Origin of the sequence: Bradyrhizobium iriomotense (assembly GCF_030160715.1) — a bacterium.
GTDB classification, from domain to species: Bacteria; Pseudomonadota; Alphaproteobacteria; order Rhizobiales; family Xanthobacteraceae; genus Bradyrhizobium; species Bradyrhizobium iriomotense.
In genome coordinates this window covers 1-20,087 of record NZ_BSOW01000068.1, presented here as the reverse complement: position 1 = coordinate 20,087, position 20,087 = coordinate 1, and the positions used below count along the sequence as shown (strand labels likewise).

Annotated in this window: 18 protein-coding genes; 9 read left to right on the top strand and 9 right to left on the bottom strand. The window is 64.9% G+C overall.

What is annotated here, in order from left to right:
- Positions 1-90: 90 nt before the first annotated feature.
- A complete protein-coding gene (locus QQL28_RS44440; protein WP_284276122.1) occupies positions 91-1,008 on the bottom strand; it encodes a LysR family transcriptional regulator in 918 nt (305 codons plus the stop codon).
- Positions 1,009-1,099: 91 nt separating this feature from the next.
- On the opposite strand from QQL28_RS44440, the gene QQL28_RS44435 reads away from it, so the two are divergent.
- Both QQL28_RS44435 and QQL28_RS44430 read left to right on the top strand, forming a co-directional pair.
- The gene (locus QQL28_RS44435) at positions 1,100-1,543 is read left to right on the top strand and encodes a nuclear transport factor 2 family protein (RefSeq protein ID WP_284276121.1); all 444 of its coding nucleotides are present in this window, start codon (positions 1,100-1,102) and stop codon (positions 1,541-1,543) included.
- A gap of 250 nt (positions 1,544-1,793) precedes the next feature.
- Positions 1,794-3,803 carry a HAMP domain-containing methyl-accepting chemotaxis protein gene (locus tag QQL28_RS44430; protein WP_284276119.1) on the top strand — a complete coding sequence of 670 codons (2,010 nt, stop codon included), beginning with the start codon at positions 1,794-1,796 and terminating at the stop codon, positions 3,801-3,803.
- Between the two features lie 64 nt (positions 3,804-3,867).
- On the opposite strand, the gene QQL28_RS44425 is transcribed toward QQL28_RS44430, so the two are convergent.
- The 3 genes from QQL28_RS44425 to QQL28_RS44415 form a co-directional block, all read right to left on the bottom strand.
- Positions 3,868-4,548 carry a glutathione S-transferase family protein gene (locus QQL28_RS44425; protein ID WP_284276117.1) on the bottom strand — a complete coding sequence of 227 codons (681 nt, stop codon included), beginning with the start codon at positions 4,546-4,548 and terminating at the stop codon, positions 3,868-3,870.
- A gap of 148 nt (positions 4,549-4,696) precedes the next feature.
- Positions 4,697-5,023 carry a hypothetical protein gene (locus QQL28_RS44420; RefSeq protein ID WP_284276115.1) on the bottom strand — a complete coding sequence of 109 codons (327 nt, stop codon included), beginning with the start codon at positions 5,021-5,023 and terminating at the stop codon, positions 4,697-4,699.
- A 119-nt stretch (positions 5,024-5,142) separates the two neighbouring features.
- On the bottom strand, positions 5,143-6,273 hold the full coding sequence (locus QQL28_RS44415) for a site-specific DNA-methyltransferase (RefSeq protein ID WP_284276114.1): 1,131 nt from the start codon (positions 6,271-6,273) through the stop codon (positions 5,143-5,145).
- Positions 6,274-6,677: 404 nt separating this feature from the next.
- Between QQL28_RS44415 and ypfJ the strand changes: the two genes are divergently transcribed.
- From ypfJ to QQL28_RS44400, 3 genes are all read left to right on the top strand, one after another.
- Positions 6,678-7,628, top strand: coding sequence for a KPN_02809 family neutral zinc metallopeptidase (gene ypfJ / locus QQL28_RS44410; protein ID WP_284276112.1), 951 nt, complete (start codon positions 6,678-6,680; stop codon positions 7,626-7,628).
- A gap of 148 nt (positions 7,629-7,776) precedes the next feature.
- Complete coding sequence (gene moaB, locus QQL28_RS44405) at positions 7,777-8,340, top strand: molybdenum cofactor biosynthesis protein B (RefSeq protein WP_284276110.1); 564 nt, start codon at positions 7,777-7,779, stop codon at positions 8,338-8,340.
- A 243-nt stretch (positions 8,341-8,583) separates the two neighbouring features.
- A complete protein-coding gene (locus QQL28_RS44400) occupies positions 8,584-8,784 on the top strand; it encodes a hypothetical protein (RefSeq protein WP_284276124.1) in 201 nt (66 codons plus the stop codon).
- Positions 8,785-8,869: 85 nt separating this feature from the next.
- On the opposite strand, the gene QQL28_RS44395 is transcribed toward QQL28_RS44400, so the two are convergent.
- From QQL28_RS44395 to QQL28_RS44385, 3 genes are all read right to left on the bottom strand, one after another.
- Positions 8,870-9,331: a hypothetical protein gene (locus QQL28_RS44395; RefSeq protein WP_284276109.1), complete on the bottom strand. Its 462-nt coding sequence runs from the start codon at positions 9,329-9,331 to the stop codon at positions 8,870-8,872.
- A gap of 833 nt (positions 9,332-10,164) precedes the next feature.
- Positions 10,165-11,142 carry a bifunctional helix-turn-helix transcriptional regulator/GNAT family N-acetyltransferase gene (locus QQL28_RS44390; protein WP_284276108.1) on the bottom strand — a complete coding sequence of 326 codons (978 nt, stop codon included), beginning with the start codon at positions 11,140-11,142 and terminating at the stop codon, positions 10,165-10,167.
- Between the two features lie 63 nt (positions 11,143-11,205).
- Complete coding sequence (locus QQL28_RS44385; protein ID WP_284276123.1) at positions 11,206-11,781, bottom strand: glycosyltransferase family protein; 576 nt, start codon at positions 11,779-11,781, stop codon at positions 11,206-11,208.
- Positions 11,782-12,013: 232 nt separating this feature from the next.
- On the opposite strand from QQL28_RS44385, the gene QQL28_RS44380 reads away from it, so the two are divergent.
- The gene (locus QQL28_RS44380; RefSeq protein WP_284276107.1) at positions 12,014-12,853 is read left to right on the top strand and encodes an RMD1 family protein; all 840 of its coding nucleotides are present in this window, start codon (positions 12,014-12,016) and stop codon (positions 12,851-12,853) included.
- Here QQL28_RS44380 and QQL28_RS44375 read toward each other — a convergent pair.
- On the bottom strand, positions 12,847-15,252 hold the full coding sequence (locus tag QQL28_RS44375; protein WP_284276106.1) for a phosphoketolase family protein: 2,406 nt from the start codon (positions 15,250-15,252) through the stop codon (positions 12,847-12,849). The two genes, QQL28_RS44380 and QQL28_RS44375, sit on opposite strands and share 7 nt — an antisense overlap.
- A gap of 217 nt (positions 15,253-15,469) precedes the next feature.
- On the opposite strand from QQL28_RS44375, the gene QQL28_RS44370 reads away from it, so the two are divergent.
- From QQL28_RS44370 to QQL28_RS44360, 3 genes are all read left to right on the top strand, one after another.
- On the top strand, positions 15,470-16,633 hold the full coding sequence (locus QQL28_RS44370; RefSeq protein ID WP_284276105.1) for a PA0069 family radical SAM protein: 1,164 nt from the start codon (positions 15,470-15,472) through the stop codon (positions 16,631-16,633).
- Between the two features lie 249 nt (positions 16,634-16,882).
- Positions 16,883-17,695: a ribonuclease HII gene (gene rnhB, locus QQL28_RS44365; RefSeq protein WP_284276104.1), complete on the top strand. Its 813-nt coding sequence runs from the start codon at positions 16,883-16,885 to the stop codon at positions 17,693-17,695.
- Between the two features lie 139 nt (positions 17,696-17,834).
- Complete coding sequence (locus tag QQL28_RS44360; protein WP_284276102.1) at positions 17,835-19,343, top strand: glycosyltransferase family 39 protein; 1,509 nt, start codon at positions 17,835-17,837, stop codon at positions 19,341-19,343.
- 90 nt (positions 19,344-19,433) lie between these two features.
- Here the strand turns inward: QQL28_RS44360 and QQL28_RS44355 are convergent.
- A partial coding sequence (locus tag QQL28_RS44355) for a uracil-DNA glycosylase (RefSeq protein ID WP_284276100.1) occupies positions 19,434-20,087 on the bottom strand: 654 nt, incomplete at its 5' end.

Sequence of the window (20,087 nt, the reverse complement as noted above, 5' to 3'; positions counted from 1 at the left end):
CCGTCCTCCGCAGCTGCCAGGCCGTCCTTGACGGCCGCGAGCACGGTGTCACGCTAGACCAGTACGGGCGATCACACGTTCTTATGGTTGCTACGAAGCTTTCCGCTTCTCCAATTCCCGTCCCGTCTCCAGCATCATCCGTCGCAGCCAGATCGAGCCGGGATCCATCTGCGCGCGGGTCGGATAGAACAAGAACTGCTCGTCGATGCCGGGATCGAGCGGCGGCGTCACGGTGGCGAGCGCGAGCTGCTTCGACAGCGCGGCGATCAGCCGGCGCGGCACGAAGGCGACGAGATCGGTGCGGCCTGCGACATGCAGCGCTTCGAGATAGCCTGACACGACCAGCGCGATGTGCCGCTCGATGCCTTTGGTGCGCAGCCACGTGTCGATCAGATCCTCGGCCTGGCCGCGGATGATGACGGCGACGTGACGCGCGGCGAGGAAATTCTCGCGCCGCTTCAGCCTTGCGCCGACGGGATGGCCGCGCCGCACCGCCAGCGCATCGCTGTCGGTATAGAGCAGCTGGCGGTGAAATCCCTTGAAGGCGTTGCCGATCGAGATCACGAGGTCGATGGTGCGGGCGAACTCGGCATGGAAGATCGCAGATCCCCGCCACGGCACCACGTCGATGCGGACGTTGGGCGCAAGGCGCGTGACCTTTTCCATCAAGGGCGGCATCAAGAGCTCAACTGCGAGATCAGGCATCATCAGCCGGAACTGCCGCTCGCTGCGCGCGGCGTCGAATTCATCGGGGACGAACAGTCCGCGCACCTGATCGAGCGCCTGGGCGAGCGGCGCGCGCAGGGCCTGCGCCCGCGGCGTCAGCTCCATCCGCGCGCCGGTGCGCACCAGGAGCGCATCGCCGAAGATGTCGCGCAGGCGCTGGAGCGCGTGGCTGGTCGCCGGCTGCGACAGGCCGATTCTCAGGGCGGCACGGCTGACATTGGCCTCGCGCAGCAGCGCGTCGAGTGCATTGAGCAGATTGAGGTCAAGCGAATTCAAATTCATGGAGTGAATAGATATCATATCGACTATCGATTGGAAGAATTCGCGTGAGGCGGCGATGATCCCCGCGGACTTCAGCAAAGGAGAAGCCGCCATGAGCGCCGCAGCCAACAAGAAACTGATGCAGGATATCTTCGCCGCCGCCGCGAATCCCGATCCCAGCGTGCGCGACCGCGCGCTGTTCATCGCGAGCCTCGCCGACGACGCCAGATGGGTCGTGACCGGGCAGTATTCCTGGTCGCGCACCTTCACGGGCAAGGATGCGATCATGAACGATCTGCACGGCCATGTCCGCACGCGCCTCGTCGACCGGACGCGGACGGTGGCGCACCGCTTCATCGCCGACGGCGATATCGTCGTGGTCGAGGCCAAGGGCGACAACGTCACCAAGGAAGGCGTCCGCTACGACAACGACTACTGCCTGGTGTTTCGCCTTGAGGACGGCAAGATCAAGGAGATCAGGGAATATTGCGACTCGGTCCTGACCGAGAAGGCGCTGGGTCCGTTTCCGCAAGCCCCAAGCCGGGTCGCAGGCTGATCCGCGCCGCTGAATTCTTACCCAGATGATTACAAAAGATGCAGCGTGTGTCGGCGCGCTGCATCTTTCTGCATGAATTCACCGTAGTCCACGCGAAGCGCCTGAAGGACACAATTAACAAGTGTCCCCCATTGTGTCGTGGTGCAGCACGAATCGCCGACGGGGTGATTGACGCTGCATCGGGGGGCGCCTTTCGATCCCGGCGATCGTTCGGCAGCCCGCGTCTCTTGCTTGTGGGTAGACAGTGCAAATGTCGAGCTTTCGTTTGAAGATCAGGGGGCGGCTCTACGCCGGCTTTACCGCTCTCGTCGTGGTCGGCCTGATCATGGCCGTGATCGCCGTCTGGAATCTGTGGTCGGTGCAGGAGCAGATGGCGCGACTGTCCTCCCTCTCGGACAATACGGCGCGCGTCCAGGAGATCTCGATCAATCTCCAGGCGCTTCGGCGCGCCAATCTGGGCTACATCTATGACGCCAACGCGCCGGCCTTCAAGGAGGCCGCGGAGCGGGAGACGGCGACGGTCGAGCTGTTGAAAGCCGCGGCCAAGTCGACGCTCTCCCAGGAGCGGCTCAAGATCTACAACGACCTCATCGGCGACATCGAGAAATTGCGCTCGCTGCGCGAGACCATGGGGGCCGCCGTCAGCGAGACGATGAAGGGCAAGGCCGCGCTGCTGCCGGGCGGCGATGAACTGACCGCCAACACGGGCAAGCTGGTCGTTGCGGCGCGCGCGGCGAACGACACGGATATCGCCGCCTCGATCGCCGACCTCGAATCCAAGATCCTCCTGGTCCGCATCGCGAACTGGCGCTTCCTCGCCCTGCGCGACGCCAAGGGGCCGGCCACGTTCAGGACCAATGTCGACTCGGCCCTGCAACGGCTTGGAGCATTGGAGAAAGATGCTCTGCCGGACCAGGTCAAATCCGCGCTCGGACCGGTCAAGAGCTCACTGGCGGCCTATAAGGCGGCCTTCGAGTCGACCTCCGCGGCGATCATCAAGGGCGACGAGATCTACCGCAACAACATCGCGCCGCTGGTCACCGAGAGCATCGAAAGGCTCAAGGTCGCGGAAACCGGCCTGAAGGCTGATTACCAGAAGACGCGCGCGACGGCCGAAGGCGTGATCGCGAGCACGACATGGATCCAGGAGGTCGCGGGCGGCCTTGCCGTGCTGTTCGGCAGCATCATCGCCTTCCTGATCGCCCGCAGCATCGTCGGGCCGCTGGCCTCGATGACGCGCGCGATGGGATCGCTCGCCGGCGGCGACCTCAGGGTCGAGATTCCCGGGCGCGGCAATCGCGACGAGATCGGCGACATGGCGAAGGCGATCCAGGTGTTCAAGGACAACATGGTCGAGACCGCGCGCCTGCGCGCCGAGCAGACGGAGCTCGAGGCGAATCGGGCCGAGCAGCGCAAGGCCGACATGGTCAGGCTCGCCGACCAGTTCGAGCAGGCGGTGGGCGAGATCGTGGACACGGTGTCGTCCGCATCGGGCGAGCTCGAAGCCTCCGCCGGCACGCTGACCACCACGGCCTCGCGCGCCCAGGATCTGTCGACGGAGGTCGCAGCCGCCTCGCAGGAAGCCTCCGCGAACGTGCAGGCGGTTGCGTCCGCGACCGAGGAACTCTCCTCGTCGGTCGGCGAGATCGCACGCCAGGTGCAGGAATCGGCAAGCATCGCCAACGAAGCCGTGGCGCAGGCGGGCAGGACGAACGAGCGCGTCGGCGAGCTCTCGAAGGCGGCCGCCCGCATCGGCGACGTCGTCGAGCTGATCAGCACGATTGCTGGCCAGACCAACCTTCTGGCGCTGAACGCCACCATCGAGGCCGCGCGTGCGGGCGAGGCCGGCCGCGGTTTTGCCGTCGTCGCCACCGAGGTCAAGGCATTGGCCGAGCAGACCGCGAAAGCGACCGGCGAGATCGCGCAGCAGGTGTCCGGCATCCAGGCGGCGACCGAGGAATCGGTCGGCTCGATCCGGGAGATCGGCGGCACCATCGAGCGGCTGTCGGAGATTTCAGCCGCGGTCGCGGCCGCCGTGGAAGAGCAGGGCGCTGCGACGCAGGAGATCTCGCGCAACGTTCAGCATGCGGCGCGCGGAACGCAGCGCGTCTCGACCAATATCGGCGACGTGCAGCGCGGCGCCTCCGAGACCGGCTCGGCGTCCTCGCAGGTGCTGGCGTCCGCCAAGTCGCTGTCGGCAGACAGCAACCGGCTGAAACTCGAGGTCACGAAGTTCCTGAACTCGGTGCACGCCGCCTGATCGTGAGCGGCGCCGGCGAGGGCCGGGCCGCGCGACAGACGCGCGACCCGGGGACGAACGGCGCTCAGGCCACCTTCGTCTTCATGTGCTTGAACATGTTGTCGCGGGCCTCGTCGTCCATCACGGTCTTGAAGGCGAACTTGTCCTTCAGCGCTATGGCGCGCGCCGCTGCGGGCCGCGTGGAGATCTCGTCGACGAGACGCTTGACGTTCGGGTATTTCGCCGGCGCGTCCTCGCCGAGCACGAAGGCGGCCATGCGCGCCCAGCCCCACAGCGCCATGTCGACGATCGAGTAGCTGTCGCCGACCATATAGCGGTTCTTGGCGAGATGGTCGTCGAGGATCTGGTAGTGGCGGTGGCCTTCGAATTGGTAGCGGTTATGCGCGTAGTCCTGGTCCTTGGGCGAGAAGTGCCTGAAATGCACCGCCTGTCCCGAATAGGGGCCGAGACCGGTGGCGATGAACATCAGCCATGACAGCGTCTGCGCGCGCACGGCGGGCGCGGGCAGGAATTTGCCGGTCTTCTCGGCGAGATAGAGCAGGATGGCGTTCGAGTCGAACACGATGGTGCCGCCGTCGTCGATCGCCGGCACCTTGGCGTTGGGATTGATCTTGAGGAATTCGGGCGTGAACTGCTCGCCCCTGCGGGTGTCGACCGCGACCGGCTCGAACGGCAGGGCGGACTCTTCCAGATAAAGCGCAACCTTGGTCGGGTTCGGCGAGCCGTTGAAATAGAATTTGAGCATCAAGAGTCTCCCCAGTCTTTCATGAGCCGAGATCGGACGGCAGCATCATTGCCGCCGGCGGCCCTCTCTTGCCCGAACCCTTGCGGCAAGCACAAGTGATGAGTTCGTGGACGGTGCCTGCACGTCCTGCAGATCAGTCGATGGAGGGTCAGCCGGCGTAGAGGAAGCCGAGGATGGCGACGATGATCACGCCGAGTCCCGCAGCTTCCACGCGGTGCGCAAGGCGCGTCGCGGCATGCACGTCGGAGGCCCGCGCGGCGCGTTCGGAGCCTCGCGGATAGCCGTGGACGATGACGTCGTGATTGAAGGTGTCGTGGGCCTCGTTGCCGCTGGCGAGCCCGACGCAGATGAGCAGCACGCCGAACAGAGCGAGCCCGGCAAAGCCGAGCAGCCCGATCATCAACATCGGAAACATGCCGACCAGGAAGATCGGCAGCAGCGGCAAGAACAGCAATGTCTCGGACTGTCGTCGCATGGTTCGACCGGTCAAGACGGGAACTTGATGTAATTTAGTCCGGCGGGCCGCGCCGTTCAAGGAGCTGCGTCATTCCGGACGCACACCAAGTCCCGGAATGACGAAAAGGTGAAGCGGCGCTACTCCGCCGCCATGCCGGAGCGGATTTCGGCGCGCAGCTCGTCGATCAGCTTGAGGCCCTGCTTGGTCTCGACGTGCCAGTAGGTCCAGCCGTTGCAGGCGGCCGAGCCCTGCGCCACCGCGCCGATGCGGTGGATCGAGCCGACCTTGTCGCCGAGCATGATGGCGCCGTCGGCGCGCACCAGCGCACCGAGCTTCTTCTTGGCATCGAACAGCTTTGTGCCTGGCATGATCATGCCGCGCTCGATCAACTCGGAGAACGCCACGCGCGGGGCCTCGCGTGCGGCCATGAACGGGGCCAGACTCTCTTCCGGCAGCGGCTCGACGGCCGCGATCCGTTCCTCAGCCGCCTTGGCGTAGCTCCGCTCGCGCTCGAAGCCGATGTAGCTGCGGCCGAGCCTTTTGGCGACCGCGCCGGTGGTGCCGGTGCCGTTGAAGGGATCGATGACGAGATCGCCGGGCTTGGATGACGACAGCAGCACGCGCGCCAGCAGGCCTTCCGGCTTCTGCGTTGGGTGAACCTTCTTGCCATCGGCGCCCTTCAGGCGCTCCTCGCCGGTGCACAGCGGGATCAGCCAGTCGGAGCGCGCCTGCACGTCCTCGTTGGCCGCCTTGAGCACTTCGTAGTTGAAAGTGTAGCCCTTGGCCTTCTCGTCGCGCGCGGCCCAGATCATGGTCTCGTGCGCGTTGGTGAAGCGGCGGCCGCGGAAATTCGGCATCGGATTGGACTTGCGCCACACGATGTCGTTCAGGAGCCAGAAGCCGAGGTCCTGCATGATCGCGCCGACGCGGAAGATGTTGTGATAGGAGCCGATCACCCAGATCGTCGCCGACGGCTTCATCACGCGGCGGCAGGCGAGCAGCCAGGCGCGGGTGAAATCGTCATAGGCGGAAAACGAATCGAACTTGTCCCAGGCGTCGTTGACGGCGTCGACATGGGATTCGTCGGGGCGCTTGAGATCGCCCTTGAGCTGGAGATTGTAGGGCGGATCTGCGAACACCAGATCGACCGAACCGGATGCCAGCTTCGACATCTCGGCGACGCAATCGCCGACGATGATGCGATGCGAAGCGAACTCAAAATTTGTGCGGGGCGCCCTTGGAGACGCCCCGCGACGCGACACAACCATGACTCAAGAACTCTGACTCAGGCGACGCTGTCGGCGACGCGGGACCAAACAACCGACTGGCCGTTACATTGACCGCGCAAAGTAAAAAACGACTTAACTCGCATATTTCGCAGGCAGCATCGGCATCGCACGCACCGCGCGGCAAGATGCGCGGATCACTCGTGTTTTGCAGCATATTTCGCGTTCGTTGTGCGATCCTCGCTTCGTTTGCGTCAAACTTTCTCTCGGAAAAAATTGCTGCTCTCCCGGAAAAAATTGCTGCCGTCGGCAAGGTGCCGCACTAGGCAATTTTTGCCGAGCAGGATATTGATTAACGGAACGGAAATTTTACGTTTGTGACGCGAGTGGGTCTTGCGCCGTTGCGTGCCCCCGCGGATGCAATCAGGGACTTGAGGGAAGCCGCCATGCGTTACGATGATTTCCGCCGCAGCGACGACATCGAGGATCGTCGCGGCGAAGGTGGTGGTGGGTTTGGTGGCGGTGGCGGCGGTGGTTTCGGCCTGCCGATGGGCGGCGGCGGCCTCGGCATCGGCACCATCATCGTGCTCGGCCTGCTCGGCTATGCCTTCGGCATCGATCCGCGCATCCTGATCGGCGGCGCCGAGATCCTCACCGGCGGCGGCCAGGCGCCGAGCTACCAGACCGATCGTCAGGCATCGGGCGGGCAGGTCAAGCGCGGCGCACCGACCGACGAGATGGGCAGCATGATCTCCGGCATTCTGGGCGAGATCGACGATCGCTGGAGCGAGATCTTCCAGGCCAGCGGCCAGAACTATACGGGACCGAAGATCGTCTTGTTCCGCAACGCCACCAATGGCGGGCGCTGCGGCATGGCGCAGTCGGCGATGGGCCCGTTCTATTGTCCGCCGGACAAGACCATCTTCCTCGACACCGGCTTCTTCCGCGAGGTCGAGACGCGCTTCCGCGGCTGTTCCGGCAAGTCGGCCTGCAACTTCACCACCGCCTACATCATTGCGCATGAGGCCGGTCATCACATCCAGAACCTGCTCGGCATCATTCCGCGCGTGACGCGGCTCCAGCAGCAGGCGGGCAGCAAGGCCGAGGCCAATGCGCTGCAGGTGCGGGTGGAACTGCAGGCCGACTGCCTGTCCGGCGTCTGGGTGAACCGCGAGGCGAAGAAGCGGCCGAACTTCCTGGAGCAGGGCGACATCGATGCCGCGCTGACCACTGCGAGTGCGATCGGCGACGATACGCTGCAACGCCAGGCGACGGGACGCGTCGTGCCGGACTCCTTTACCCACGGCTCGGCCGAGCAGCGCAAGCGCTGGTTCATGACCGGCTATCAGCAAGGCACGGTGCAGGCCTGCAACACCTTCGGGAACGGGTCGTTGTAGTCGGTAGAATTTCGTGCCCCGGACGCTGCGCAGCATGAAATGCTGCGCAGCAGATCCGGGGCCCACAATGCCGGTATCTCAGCAATGGGTCCCGGCTCTGCGGTGCATCGCTGACGCGCTGCACCGCGTCCGGGACACGAGAGGAGCCATGGCTTCCATCGACGAGACAAAACAATTCATCCCGCTCAACATTGCGGTGCTGACGGTATCCGACACGCGCGCGCTCGCCGACGACAAGTCGGGCCAGACGCTGGCGGACAGGATCACGGCTGCCGGCCATCATCTCGCCGCGCGCGAGATCGTCACCGACGACGTCGAGGCCATCCGCGCCGTCGTCAGACGATGGATCGCCGATAGCGGCGTCGACGTCGTCGTCACCACCGGCGGTACCGGATTCACCGGGCGCGACGTCACGCCTGAGGCGATCGAGCCGCTGTTCGAGAAGCGAATGGACGGCTTCTCGATCGCGTTTCACATGATGAGCCATGCCAAGATCGGCACCTCGACCATCCAGAGCCGCGCCACCGCCGGCGTTGCGGGTGCGACCTACATCTTTTGCCTGCCCGGCTCGCCCGGCGCTTGCCGCGACGGCTGGGACGGCATCCTCGCTGCCCAACTCGACTATCGCACGCGCCCCTGCAACTTCGTCGAGATCATGCCGCGCCTTGACGAGCATTTGCGCCGACCGAAAGCGCAAGGCGCGACGGTGTAGTCCCGGGCGCGATTTTTGAAGCGCAGGCAGTGCTGCCTTCCCTCTCCCCTTGTGGAAGCCGGGAGTAACATGATGCCGATGCGCGGGGCTTGCATCGGGGTCGTTCCGAACTCGGAGCACGGTGAAGCAGAAAGTGGCGACCGTTGCACATTTACAACCCGCGTAGACATCCGAGACATTATGCTACTCGGTCGAGACCAAATATTTTTCGATGTCTATTTCAGTACGATCAGCGGGGGGAAGATGTTTGATGTCTATCGCAATGATAAACGCGACTTGCTTGTCCTAAGCACCGGCTCAGCGATACCCGTACTTGGCTCTAGGCATAAGTGGCGCAGGAGCAGAAAGAGGGTTTGCAAAGTCAGCGACGAGATCAGGTCAACCGTTCAGAGACAAGGCTATTACGTGCGCAGCTTGCGCGTTACCGAGAAGGGATTGATTTAGGTCGAGTGCGTCGGCGGCTTCTTATGTGCGATCTCACCGCATTCGTTGCAGTGATCGTGGGGGGGCGCGTCAACGGTCACGCTGATCAGCCCCGCGAGAACGTTACCACGTTCGATGCGCATGTGGCCTCCATCTTCTTTTTGCAGTTGGCGTAAACTTCGTTGAAGCGCCGTTCTGACCTGCACAAGCGTTCCAGCTTGTTGACGAACAGCGTCACCGCGTCGTCATGCCACGTCGCTTCGGTCGATTGGGTCTCTTCGCTGGCGTGCTCCACGACCTTGACGAATTCGCGGGCGAGCGCCCGCAGGTTGCCAGCATCCTGCACGTCGCACGCGACTTTATACCGGTTGTAGGTGGTGCGATCATGCCACTGGATTGCGATGGTATCCGGCAGATGGTCGCCTTCGATCTGCGACAACGCGTCGAGCGCGATGCCTGCGTGGTAGTCCAGCAGTTGGACAGGCTCGCCATCCTTGATGCAGCGCTTGATTGCTCGCAATGCTGTCTTGGTCCGCGCTAATTGAGCGGCGGCTTGCTTCGTGTTCATTTCGCAATTTCCTTTTCTGAGTGGCTCGCATGGGCTCCACTGCAAACGTAGCGCTCGGCAATCCCCTCTCTGATCATGATCTGGTCCACATCGCGTCCCTTAACCGATAGCGCACCGCACAGGCGTCCGTAGTTGCAGAGCTTGGTGCCTTCCTGACCCGGCTTGCACGCGCAAGCGACCCGGGTTGGACGCGCGTCGCTTGTTGCGATGAGCACTTTGAGCCGATCGGTAGCGGCATCCGCTCGTTTTCGCCCATCGCCAAACCGAAAGCGCGGAGACAGCAACGAACGCGAGAACGGCTGCGGCCACTGCGCGCAGGATGACGGGCCAGCCCGCGAGAGTGCGACGGCGCCGAAATGGGATTACGGTCATTGTTGCTATCCGGCCGGTGGTCCTCTGCGAGCAAAGTGTAGCCCGACGCCGCTCCGAAAGCTGGATAAGAAAGCGCCTCTGCTTGAGTACCTCTTTATGGTAAGCGCCCGATCTCCCGTTTGCTCGCAACGATCGGCATGATGCGTGGACAGTACGCCGCGGCGCGAACCGCCGGATGAGGGGTTTCTCCCCGCACTGTAAGGGTGGAGAGAAGCCCCTCACCCCGATGAACCTGTGTCTGCGAGCGAAGCTACCCTCTCTCACAAGGGGCGAGGGCACAGCAACGCGCATCTCGCTCTGCTGATCAAGCGACGACGATTGCTAGCTCTTCCGCCTCATCGATAGCCACACCGCGCGCCACAGGTCGCGGCAGGCATCGCGCCGCAGCCGGCGGGCGCGGCGTTTGTAGAGATCAACGAGCTCTACCGCGACGCGGGGCGCAACTTCGTGCCGCTGATACATCAGAGGTCACGCTCCCAGGTCTCGCCGATCAGGTTCTGGCCGAAGCTGCGATGCGGCTCGCTCGCCACCAGCTTGAAGCCGGCGTCCTGATAGATCTTGCGTGCGCCGACCAGAATGCTTTGCGTCCACAGCGTCATCCGCCGATAGCCGCAGGCGCGTGCGAAGGAGACGCATTCGGCGACCAGCCGCTGGCCGAGGCCGCGGCCGCGCGCGGCGGGGTCGAGCAAGAGGAGGCGCAGCTTGGCGACGTCGTCGCTGGCCTTCACCAGGAACACCGAGCCGACCGGGCGCCCCTCGATGTCGGCGATCCAGCAGCGCTCGCGCGAGGCGTCGTACGAGGTCATGTATTTTGCCACGATCTCCGCGACCAGTGCCTCGAAGCCTGCATCGAAACCATATTCGCTCGCATAGAGCGCGCCATGGCTCTGCACCACCCAGCCCATGTCGCCGGGGCGCGGATCGCGCAAGGACGCGGGCGGCGGCTCGGCGCGCGCCATGCCGAGCAGCTTCTCGACCGTGTCCATGGCGCCGGTCAGCCGCGTGCGATCGGCCTCCGCGAGCGGCCGCAGCATCGCGGCGACGTCTTCCTGTGTCGAGCGCTCGAGCCTGGCGAATGCCTGCCGGCCCTTCGCCGTCAGGCTGAGCTGATATTGCCGGCGGTCGGTTGCGAGCGGCTTGCGCGCGATCAGGCCGGCCTCGTCGAAATTCTGCACGATGCGGCTGAGATAGCCGGGATCGAGCCCGAGCTCGATACCGATCTCCTTGGCCGAAAGCGCGTCGCGATGGGCGAGCTCATAGAGCACGCGCGCTTCGCTGAGCGAGAAGGGCGTCTTCAGCAATTGCTGATCGAGCACGCCGAGCTTGCGGGTGTAGAAGCGGTTGAAGGCGCGAACCGCCTCCACCTGGTCGTCTGACACCTGTCCGGCCGAACCGCCCGAGGGCGCGCTTGATGACAAGCTCGATGACGTGTTGGGCATGGGGGCACCTCCGATATTTGCCATTGTCAATTAATTATTTGACTTTGGCAAGTATCTTCTGGGTCACGCCATGCTGACGATCTTGCTGCGTAACAGCGTCCGGGACGAGCGGCCGAGCCGCCGCAGCAGCCGCGCCTCGGAACGGCGGGCCTGGGGCGGGTAGCCGCCTATCCGGTCGTAATGGTCGCGCGCGATCAGGAGCCCCTGATCGCCGAAGGGGCCGACGATCTTGCGCGCCACGAGACGGACGATGTCACGCAGGCTGGTATCGGCGTAGGGCGAGCGCGCATAGCGGAACACCGCCGCGCGGTCGCGTCCGCTGGCCGAAACGGTGTGGATGAACTGCGTGGTCTCCTCGATCCAGCCGATCTCGAGCACGGCGCCGGCGTGCAGGAACATCAGCCAGGGCGAACGCGCCTGTAGCGCGCCGGCGGCAAGCGCTGCGCCCTGTGAAGAGCCTTCGTAGCCGATGAAGCGGCAACCCGCGACGTCGGCAACGCGCTCGATCACGCCGTTACGCGTGCCATCGACGAGCAGGACTTCCTTGATCAGGCCGGCAGCAGCACCCGGGACCAGCGCGGCCAGAGTTGCGACTGCCGGCTGCTCGACGCCTTCCGTCGGGATGATGACGCTCAACATCATTGAGGCTTCGTGTCTCAAGCTGTGGGAAAAGCGAAATTGTTATGCGGTATAACCATGGCATCACGTCGGGCGCAACTTTTTGCGCCTCTAGTGGTGCGGCCCCGTCACGTGATGGTAAACCGTGCAGCTAGCCGCAGCCAAGGCCGTCGCACGCCGGCCGTATTATTGCGGAATATCTCAACACCTGTGCGCGCTTTGGCTGCATGCAACCTGATATCAGGATCTTCGTGTGAACGTCGATCAACTCGCTGTTGGCACGACCGCAACATCACCCCGGCAGGACGCCGTGCCTGTCTTGCGGATTCGCGCCCTGATGCTTGGCGACCGCATCAATGCGGCAGGCCTGGAGATCGGACCGCTGGTGTCGTCGACGCCGGTCGCGTTCCGCGTCCATGCCGGGCTCGCCGTGATCTTCCGCTACGGCGTCGTGGTGCTGATCGGACAATTGCCCTCGGAGGAGAAGGTCCTGATCGACACCTTGAAGCCGCGCGTGATCGGCGAGCTCAGCCCGTATGAGGAGGAGATGGCGCAGGCGCAGCTCTGCAACGACGAAGCCTCCGAGGCGATCCAGCCGGGCGGGCCGATCTGCATCGCCAAATTCTCCGACGACCGGCTGCTCCTGATCGCCGACGCGCTCGCCAAGAGCACGGCGCTTGCACGCGACGAGCGCCGCGTTGCCGCCGTGTTCGACGTCATCGAGCCCTTTGCGCGGGAGCTGGCCCAGCGTGGGCGCACGCCGCGCCGCCGCAAGGGAATCCTGCAATTGATCGGCAATGCGCTTCTGGTTCAGCAGCGCGTCGCGGGCCGTGTCGCGGTCGCCGAAAAACCCGACGTGCTCTGGGAGAAGCCTGCGCTCGACCGCCTCTATTCGCGGCTCGAGGATGAGTACGAACTGAAGGAGCGCCTCGATACGCTCGAGCGCAAGCTCACCGCGGTGTCCGAGACCGCCAATGCGCTGACCGACATCATCGACACGCAGCGTTCGTTGCGTCTCGAGGTCGCCGTCGTCGTGCTCATCGTGATCGAGGTCGTGATCGGTTGCGTTCAGATCTTCACCGGAACTCACTGAGGCGTCGTCGTGCCGACCGTGCCGTAAGGCCATTCCCAATTGCGGATCTCCGGCATATCCTCGCCATGCTCCCGCACATAGCGCGAATGCCTGAGCAGAGCATCGCGGAACTGCTGCTTCGCATGCGCGGCTTTCGTCGCGAGATCAGGCACGCGCTCGATCGCCTCGATCGCGAGGTGGAAGCGGTCGAGCTCATTGAGCACGACCATGTCGAACGGCGTCGTCGTGGTGCCTTCCTCGTCAAAGCCTCGGACGTGCATGCCGGCATGGTTGGTGCGGCTGTAGGTGAGGCGATGAATGAGATAGGGGTAGCCGTGATAGGCGAAGATCACGGGCTTGTCGCGCGTGAACAGCGAGTCGAAGTCGCGGTCGGAGAGGCCATGCGGATGCTGCTCCTTCGGTTGCAGCGTCATGAGGTCGACGACGTTGACGACGCGGATCTTCAGGTCAGGCAGCGCCTTGCGCAGGAGGTCGACCGCAGCGAGCGTCTCGACTGTCGGCACGTCGCCGGCGCAGGCCATCACAACGTCGGGCTCGCCGCCCGAGCTCTCCGTGCCCGCCCAGGACCAGATGCCGATGCCGGCATCGCAATGCGTGGCCGCATCCTGCATGGTGAGCCATTGCGGCGCGGGCTGCTTGCCGGCAACGATGACGTTGATCCGGTCGTAGGTGCGCAGGCAGTGATCGGCGACCCACAGCAGCGTGTTGGCGTCCGGCGGGAAATAGACGCGGACGATGTCGGCCTTCTTGTTGATGACGAGGTCGACGAAGCCGGGATCCTGATGGCTGAAGCCGTTATGGTCCTGGCGCCAGACGTGCGAGGTCAGGAGGTAATTGAGCGAGGCGATCGGCCGCCGCCACGTCAGCTCGCGCGACACCTTCAGCCATTTGGCGTGCTGGTTGAACATGGAATCCACGATGTGGATGAAGGCCTCATAGCAGGAGAAGAAGCCGTGCCGGCCGGTGAGGAGATAGCCTTCGAGCCAGCCCTGGCAGAGATGCTCGCTCAGGACCTCCATGACACGGCCATTCTGGGCGAGGTGCACGTCATAAGGCTCGGTCGGCTCCATCCAAACGCGTTCGGTTGCCTCGAACACGGCGTCGAGCCGGTTTGACGCGGTCTCGTCCGGGCCCATGATGCGGAAATTGCGCGCCTCGGCATTCAACCTGACGACGTCGCGCAGGAACTTGCCGAGTTCGCGCGTCGCCTCCGCGACCGTCTTGCCCGGCTCTTTCACCTCGACGGCGAAGCTGCGGAAATCGGGCAGTTTGAGCTCGCGCTTCAACAGCCCGCCATTGCCATGCGGATTGGCGCCCATGCGGCGGTCGCCGCTCGGTGCAAGCGCCTGCAACTCGGCGACCAGCGTGCCGTTGGCATCGAACAGCTCTTCCGGAGCGTAGCTCTTCATCCAGCCTTCGAGCACTTTCAGATGTGCGGGATTTTCGCGGCAATTGGCGACCGGCACCTGGTGGGCGCGCCAAAAACCTTCGACCTTCAGCCCGTCGACCTCCTTGGGACCGGTCCAGCCCTTCGGTGAGCGCAGCACGATCATCGGCCAGCACGGCCGCGCGATCGTCGTCGTTGCTTCGCGTGCATGCTGCTGGATGGAGCGGATGCTCGCCAGCGCCACGTCGAGCGCGTCCGCCATGATCCGGTGCATCGTTTTGGGATCGTCGCCCTCGACGAACAGCGGCTCGTGGCCGAGCCCACGGAACAGATCGCGGATCTCCTCGTCGCGCATCCGTCCGAGCACGGTGGGGTTGGCGATCTTGTAGCCGTTGAGATGCAGGATCGGCAGCACAGCGCCGTCATGCGCAGGATTCAAAAACTTGTTCGAATGCCAGGAGGCCGCGAGCGGTCCGGTCTCGGCTTCGCCGTCACCGACCACGCAGGCGACGATCAGGTCGGGATTGTCGAGCGCGGCGCCATAGGCATGGACCAGCGCGTAGCCGAGTTCGCCACCTTCGTGGATCGAGCCCGGCGTCTCCGGCGCTGCGTGGCTCGGAATGCCTCCGGGGAAGGAGAACTGCCTGAACAGCTTGCGTAATCCGTCCGCGTCGCGCCCGATGTTGGGATAGATCTCGCTGTAGCTGCCTTCGAGATAGGTATTGGCGACCATGCCCGGGCCGCCATGGCCGGGGCCGCAGATATAGAGAACGCTGAGATCGAGCATGCGGATCGCGCGGTTGAGATGGGCGTAGATGAAGTTCAGCCCCGGCGTCGTGCCCCAATGGCCGAGCAGGCGCGGCTTGATGTGCTCGGGGCGGAGCGGCTCGCGCAGCAGCGGATTGTCCAAAAGGTAGATTTGCCCGACGGACAAGTAGTTTGCGGCGCGCCAGTAGCGATCGAGCAGGTCGAGGTCGCCGGCGCTTGCGCTGGCTTGTTGTTTGTTTGTCATGATGATGCAGACCTTGTTGTAAGGACCGTCACCAACCCGGTTCCGGTGCGATCGATCCGTTGTCGCCGGCCGGCATCAAACGGCATTGCGACCGACAACCTTTGCGCGAGGTCAAAATGCTGCGCGCGAAGTTTGGGCAGCTCCTTTGCATGGGGTTGTTTTGCGGTTTTTACATTCGTGTTCTTGATTTGTTCCAGTTGGGTGCTATCTTGGCTTCATGAGTCGAGCATCCTCTCATGCCCTCAGGCACCCGCCGGTCACGGCGCCCTCCGAGCCGGCGGGTGCGCCTTCCGCGTTTCCTGAACTTGCCGTCGCAATCGACCGCGAGCGCAGGCGCGGGCGGGGCGCCCAGTCCAACGCCAGCGGCCGTTATGAGGCCGAGGCGCGCGTCGCCTTCGATGACGGCTGGCAGAGCCTGGAGGAGCTGCCGCCGTTCAAGACCACGGTGGCGGTCGATACCTCGCGCAAGGTGATCACCCGCAACGATTCGCCCGACATCGGCTTCGACCGTTCCATCAACCCCTATCGCGGCTGCGAGCATGGCTGCGTCTACTGCTTCGCGCGGCCGACCCATGCCTATCTCGGCCTCTCGCCGGGGCTCGACTTCGAGTCGAAGCTGTTTGCCAAGCCCGAGGCGCCGGCGCTCCTGGAGAAGGAACTCGCCGCGACTAGCTATGAGCCGCGGATGATCGCGATCGGCACCAACACCGATCCGTATCAGCCGATCGAGCGCGAGCGGAAAATCATGCGCGGCATCCTGGAGGTGCTGGAGCGCGCCGGCCATCCCGTCGGCATCGTGACGAAATCGGCGCTGGTGACGCGCGACATCGACATTCTCTCGCGCATGGCCGCACGCAATCTCGCCAAGGTCGCGATATCGGTCACGACGCTGGATCCAAAACTGGCACGCACCATGGAACCGCGCGCCTCGACGCCGCCCAAGCGCCTGGAGGCACTGAAGCAGCTCGCGGATGCCGGTATCCCGACGACCGTGATGGTCGCTCCTGTGATCCCTGCGCTGAACGATTCCGAGATCGAGCGCATTTTGGACGCGGCCGCGCACACCGGAGTCAAGGAAGCCGCCTATGTGCTGCTGCGGCTGCCGCTGGAGGTCCGCGATCTCTTCCGCGAATGGCTGATGGCGAACTATCCCGACCGCTACCGCCACGTCTTCACGCTGATCCGCGACATGCGCGGCGGCCGCGACTACGACTCGCAATGGGGTACGCGGATGAAGGGCACGGGTCCAATGGCCTGGACCATCGGCCGCCGCTTCGAGATTGCCTGCGAGCGGCTCGGCCTGAACAAGCGCCGCTCCAAGCTGACCACCGATCACTTCGCCAAGCCGAAGCGCGGCGGTGAGCAGCTCAGCCTGTTCTAGAGGTCACCGCCAGCTCCACAACGTCGTCCTGGCGAAAGCCAGGACCTATTAACCCAGGGAGATGTGTGGCAGGCGGTGGTGGCCACCGCGCCTCTCGCAACTACTCCCTGGGGTAATAGATCCTGGATCGGCGCTCGCGCCGCTCGCTTGTCCAGGACGACGTTGGAGACCGATGCCGACGGTTGGATAACGGGAATATCCGAGGTTCCCGGTTGCACGAGCCGGACCTGCGTGCGCACGATCCCGGCCATGATTCGGGATAAATCTGCGAAGAAGGCCGCCGGGAAGGCGGCCACGAAGGAGCCGAAGGCTTCCGGTAAGGCCGCCAAGGGCGTCACGATCGCTTCGCCAACCTTCCGCCGCGAGCGCTCGCTGATCAAGCGCGGCGTCTGGCCGGTCGCCGGCTGCGACGAGGCGGGGCGGGGGCCGCTGGCCGGGCCGGTTGTCGCGGCTGCCGTGATCCTCGACCCGAACCGGATTCCGCGCGGCATCGACGATTCCAAGCGCCTGACGGCCGAGGCGCGCGAAAAGCTGTTCGACAAGATCTGCGCGACCGCGCAGGTCTCGGTCGCCGTCGCCTCACCGGCGCGCATCGACCGCGACAATATATTGCGCGCCTCGCTGTGGGCGCTGAAGCGCGCGGTGGTGGCGCTGCCCGAAGAGCCCCGCCACGTCTTCGTCGATGGCCGCGACAGGCTCGATACGCCTTGCGACTGCGAGGCCGTGATCGGCGGTGACGGCCTGGTGCTTTCGATCGCTGCCGCCTCGATCATCGCCAAGGTGACGCGCGACCGGCTGATGTGCGCGCTGGCCGCGGATTGTCCGGGCTACGGTTTCGAGCAGCACAAGGGCTACGCCGTACCGGAGCACCTGGACGCGTTGGACCGCCTCGGTCCCTCCATCCACCACCGCAGCTTCTTCGCCCCCGTCGTTGCCGCGCGCGAGAAGCACATGCCCTGGACGGTGGAACCCAAGCGCGATCTGTTCACGACGGCAGCCGAGGTGGAGGTGCGGGTCGAAGCCAAAATCGAAGCTGGGATCAACACTTCCGCCAATCTCTAGCAGTGGTTTCGCTCTCTCTTCACCTTTCCCCGTAAGAACGGGGAGAGGGAGACGAGCTGGTTGCCACGGCGCGCAGCGCGCTCTATCAAACATGGACGCGCCGGCTTGGACGGGTTGGCTGCATCATTCCGGACGCTGCATGCGGTTTACCTCCCTGGTCATCGAGCTGATCCGCGCCCGGCCGCGGCTGGTGGTGTGGATCGTGGTGCTGCTCCAGGCCGCGATGTGGCTGTTCGTGGCGTTGGTCTTCTACCGCAGCCCGCCCGGCAATCTCGCCACGCTCCTCGCCTTCGGCCGCGAATATCAGGTCGGAACCGGGCTCGGGCCGCCGCTCGCCTTCTGGCTGGCCGATATCGCTTACCGCGCCGCCGGCAGCCACATGATCGGCGTCTATGTGCTGGCCGAGCTCTGCGAGATCGCGACCTTCATCGCGCTGTATCATCTGGCGCGCGCCGTGGTCGGTACCCAGCAGGCGGTGCTCGCCGTGCTCCTGACCATGACGGTGCTGGCGTTCTCGTCGCCTGCGCTCGACTTCGGTCCGATGGTGCTGGCGCGCCCGCTCTGGGCGCTGCTCCTCTTGCATTCATGGCAGCTTATCGGCCAGCGCCGCGGCAACGCCTGGTTCGCCTGGTCGATCGCCGCCGGGCTGCTGCTGCTGACGACGCCGGCTGCAATCGGCCTCTTGCTGCTGCTCGTCATCTTCGCGGTCGCGACCGAAGGGGGCCGCAGGACGCTGCGCGCGCTCGATCCGATCTATGCGCTCGTCGTCGTTGCCGTGCTGGCGCTGCCTTATGCGATCTGGTTGATGCGTGCCGAGACGCTGACCATGCCGGCCTTGCCGCAGGTCGAGGATTTGAAGGCGCGTGCGATCAATACGACCTGGCTGTTCGGCGGCCTCGTGCTCGGCGCGGCCGCGATCCCGGTGCTGACCTTCCTCAACACCAGCTGGTTTGCCGGCAAGACCGAGGACGCGCCGATCATCTACCGGCCGCCGGTCGAGCCGCTGGCGCGCAACTTCGTCTATTTCTTCGCGCTGGCGCCCGGGCTTGCCGCTGTGCTGATCTCCGGCCTGTTCGGGCTCGACCGCGTTGCGGGTGGGGCGGGCGTCGTGCTGGTGATGTCGGGGCTTGCCGTGATCGTCGCCGCCGGCGACCTCATTGCCATGCGCCGCGCCCGCGTGCTGCGCACGGTGTGGGCCGCGGCCGTCGCCGCGCCCGCCGCGGGCGTCGTGCTCGCGGTTCTCCTGATGCCGTGGACCGGGACCGGCGAGATCTCGACCTCGATGCCGGCCCGCGCGATCTCGGACTTTTTCGACGACAGCTTTGCCCGCCGCACCAACCAGCGTCTGCGCGCAGTCGCCGGCGAGACCCAGCTTGCAAGCCTGATCGCGCTGCATTCCGGCCGGCCGCATCTCCTCATCGACGCCGAGCCGCAGCGCACGCCCTGGTTCACACCGGCCAGGTTCAGCGAGACCGGCGGTGTCGTGGTCTGGCGCGCCTCCGACACCGCCGGCACCCCGCCGCCGGAAATTGCAAAGCGCTTCCCCGGCATCGTGCCCGAAGTGCCGCGCGCCTTCGAATGGCTGGTGAACGGCCGCCAGCCGCTGCTTCGCATCGGCTGGGCCATCGTGCGCCCGAAGGGGTCGTAGCAGACCCTCATGGTGAGGAGGCGCGAAGCGCCGTCTCGAACCATGAAGGCCCGTGGCCCATCCTTCGAGACGCACGCTTGCGCGCGCTCCTCAGGATGAGGTCGAGCTATCCGTCGCCAACACCTTCGCGATCGCGCGCAGATCCTGCCAGGCCAGCCGCTTGTAGGACGGCGAGCGCAGCAGATAGGCCGGGTGGAATGTCGGCAGCGCGCGGATGACGCGCCCACCCGTGTCGTAGTCGAACCAGCGCCCGCGCGTGCGCATGATGCCGTCGCGCGTTGAGAGCAGCGTCTGCGTCGAGGGATTGCCGAGCGTCACCAGCACGTCGGGATTCACGAGCTCGATCTGGCGCTGGATGAAGGGCAGGCAGGTTTGCGTCTCCTGCGGCGTCGGCGTGCGGTTGCCTGGCGGCCGCCACGGGATGACGTTGGCGATATAGGCCTTGCTGCGGTCGAGGCCGATCGCGCCGATCATGCGGTCGAGCAGCTTTCCGCTTCGCCCGACGAAGGGAAGCCCTTCGATGTCTTCGTCGCGCCCCGGCGCCTCGCCGACGAACATGATGCGCGCTTCAGGGTTGCCGTCGGCGAACACCAGCCGCGTCGCGGTATTCTTCAACGCGCAGCCGTCGAAATTCTGCATCAGCTCGCGCAGCGCCTCGAGCGTTGGCGCGGTCCGCGCCGCCTCGCGCGCCGAGGCGATCGCAACGTCCGGCGCGGGCGCAGCCTCGCCGCGCATCACCGCCGG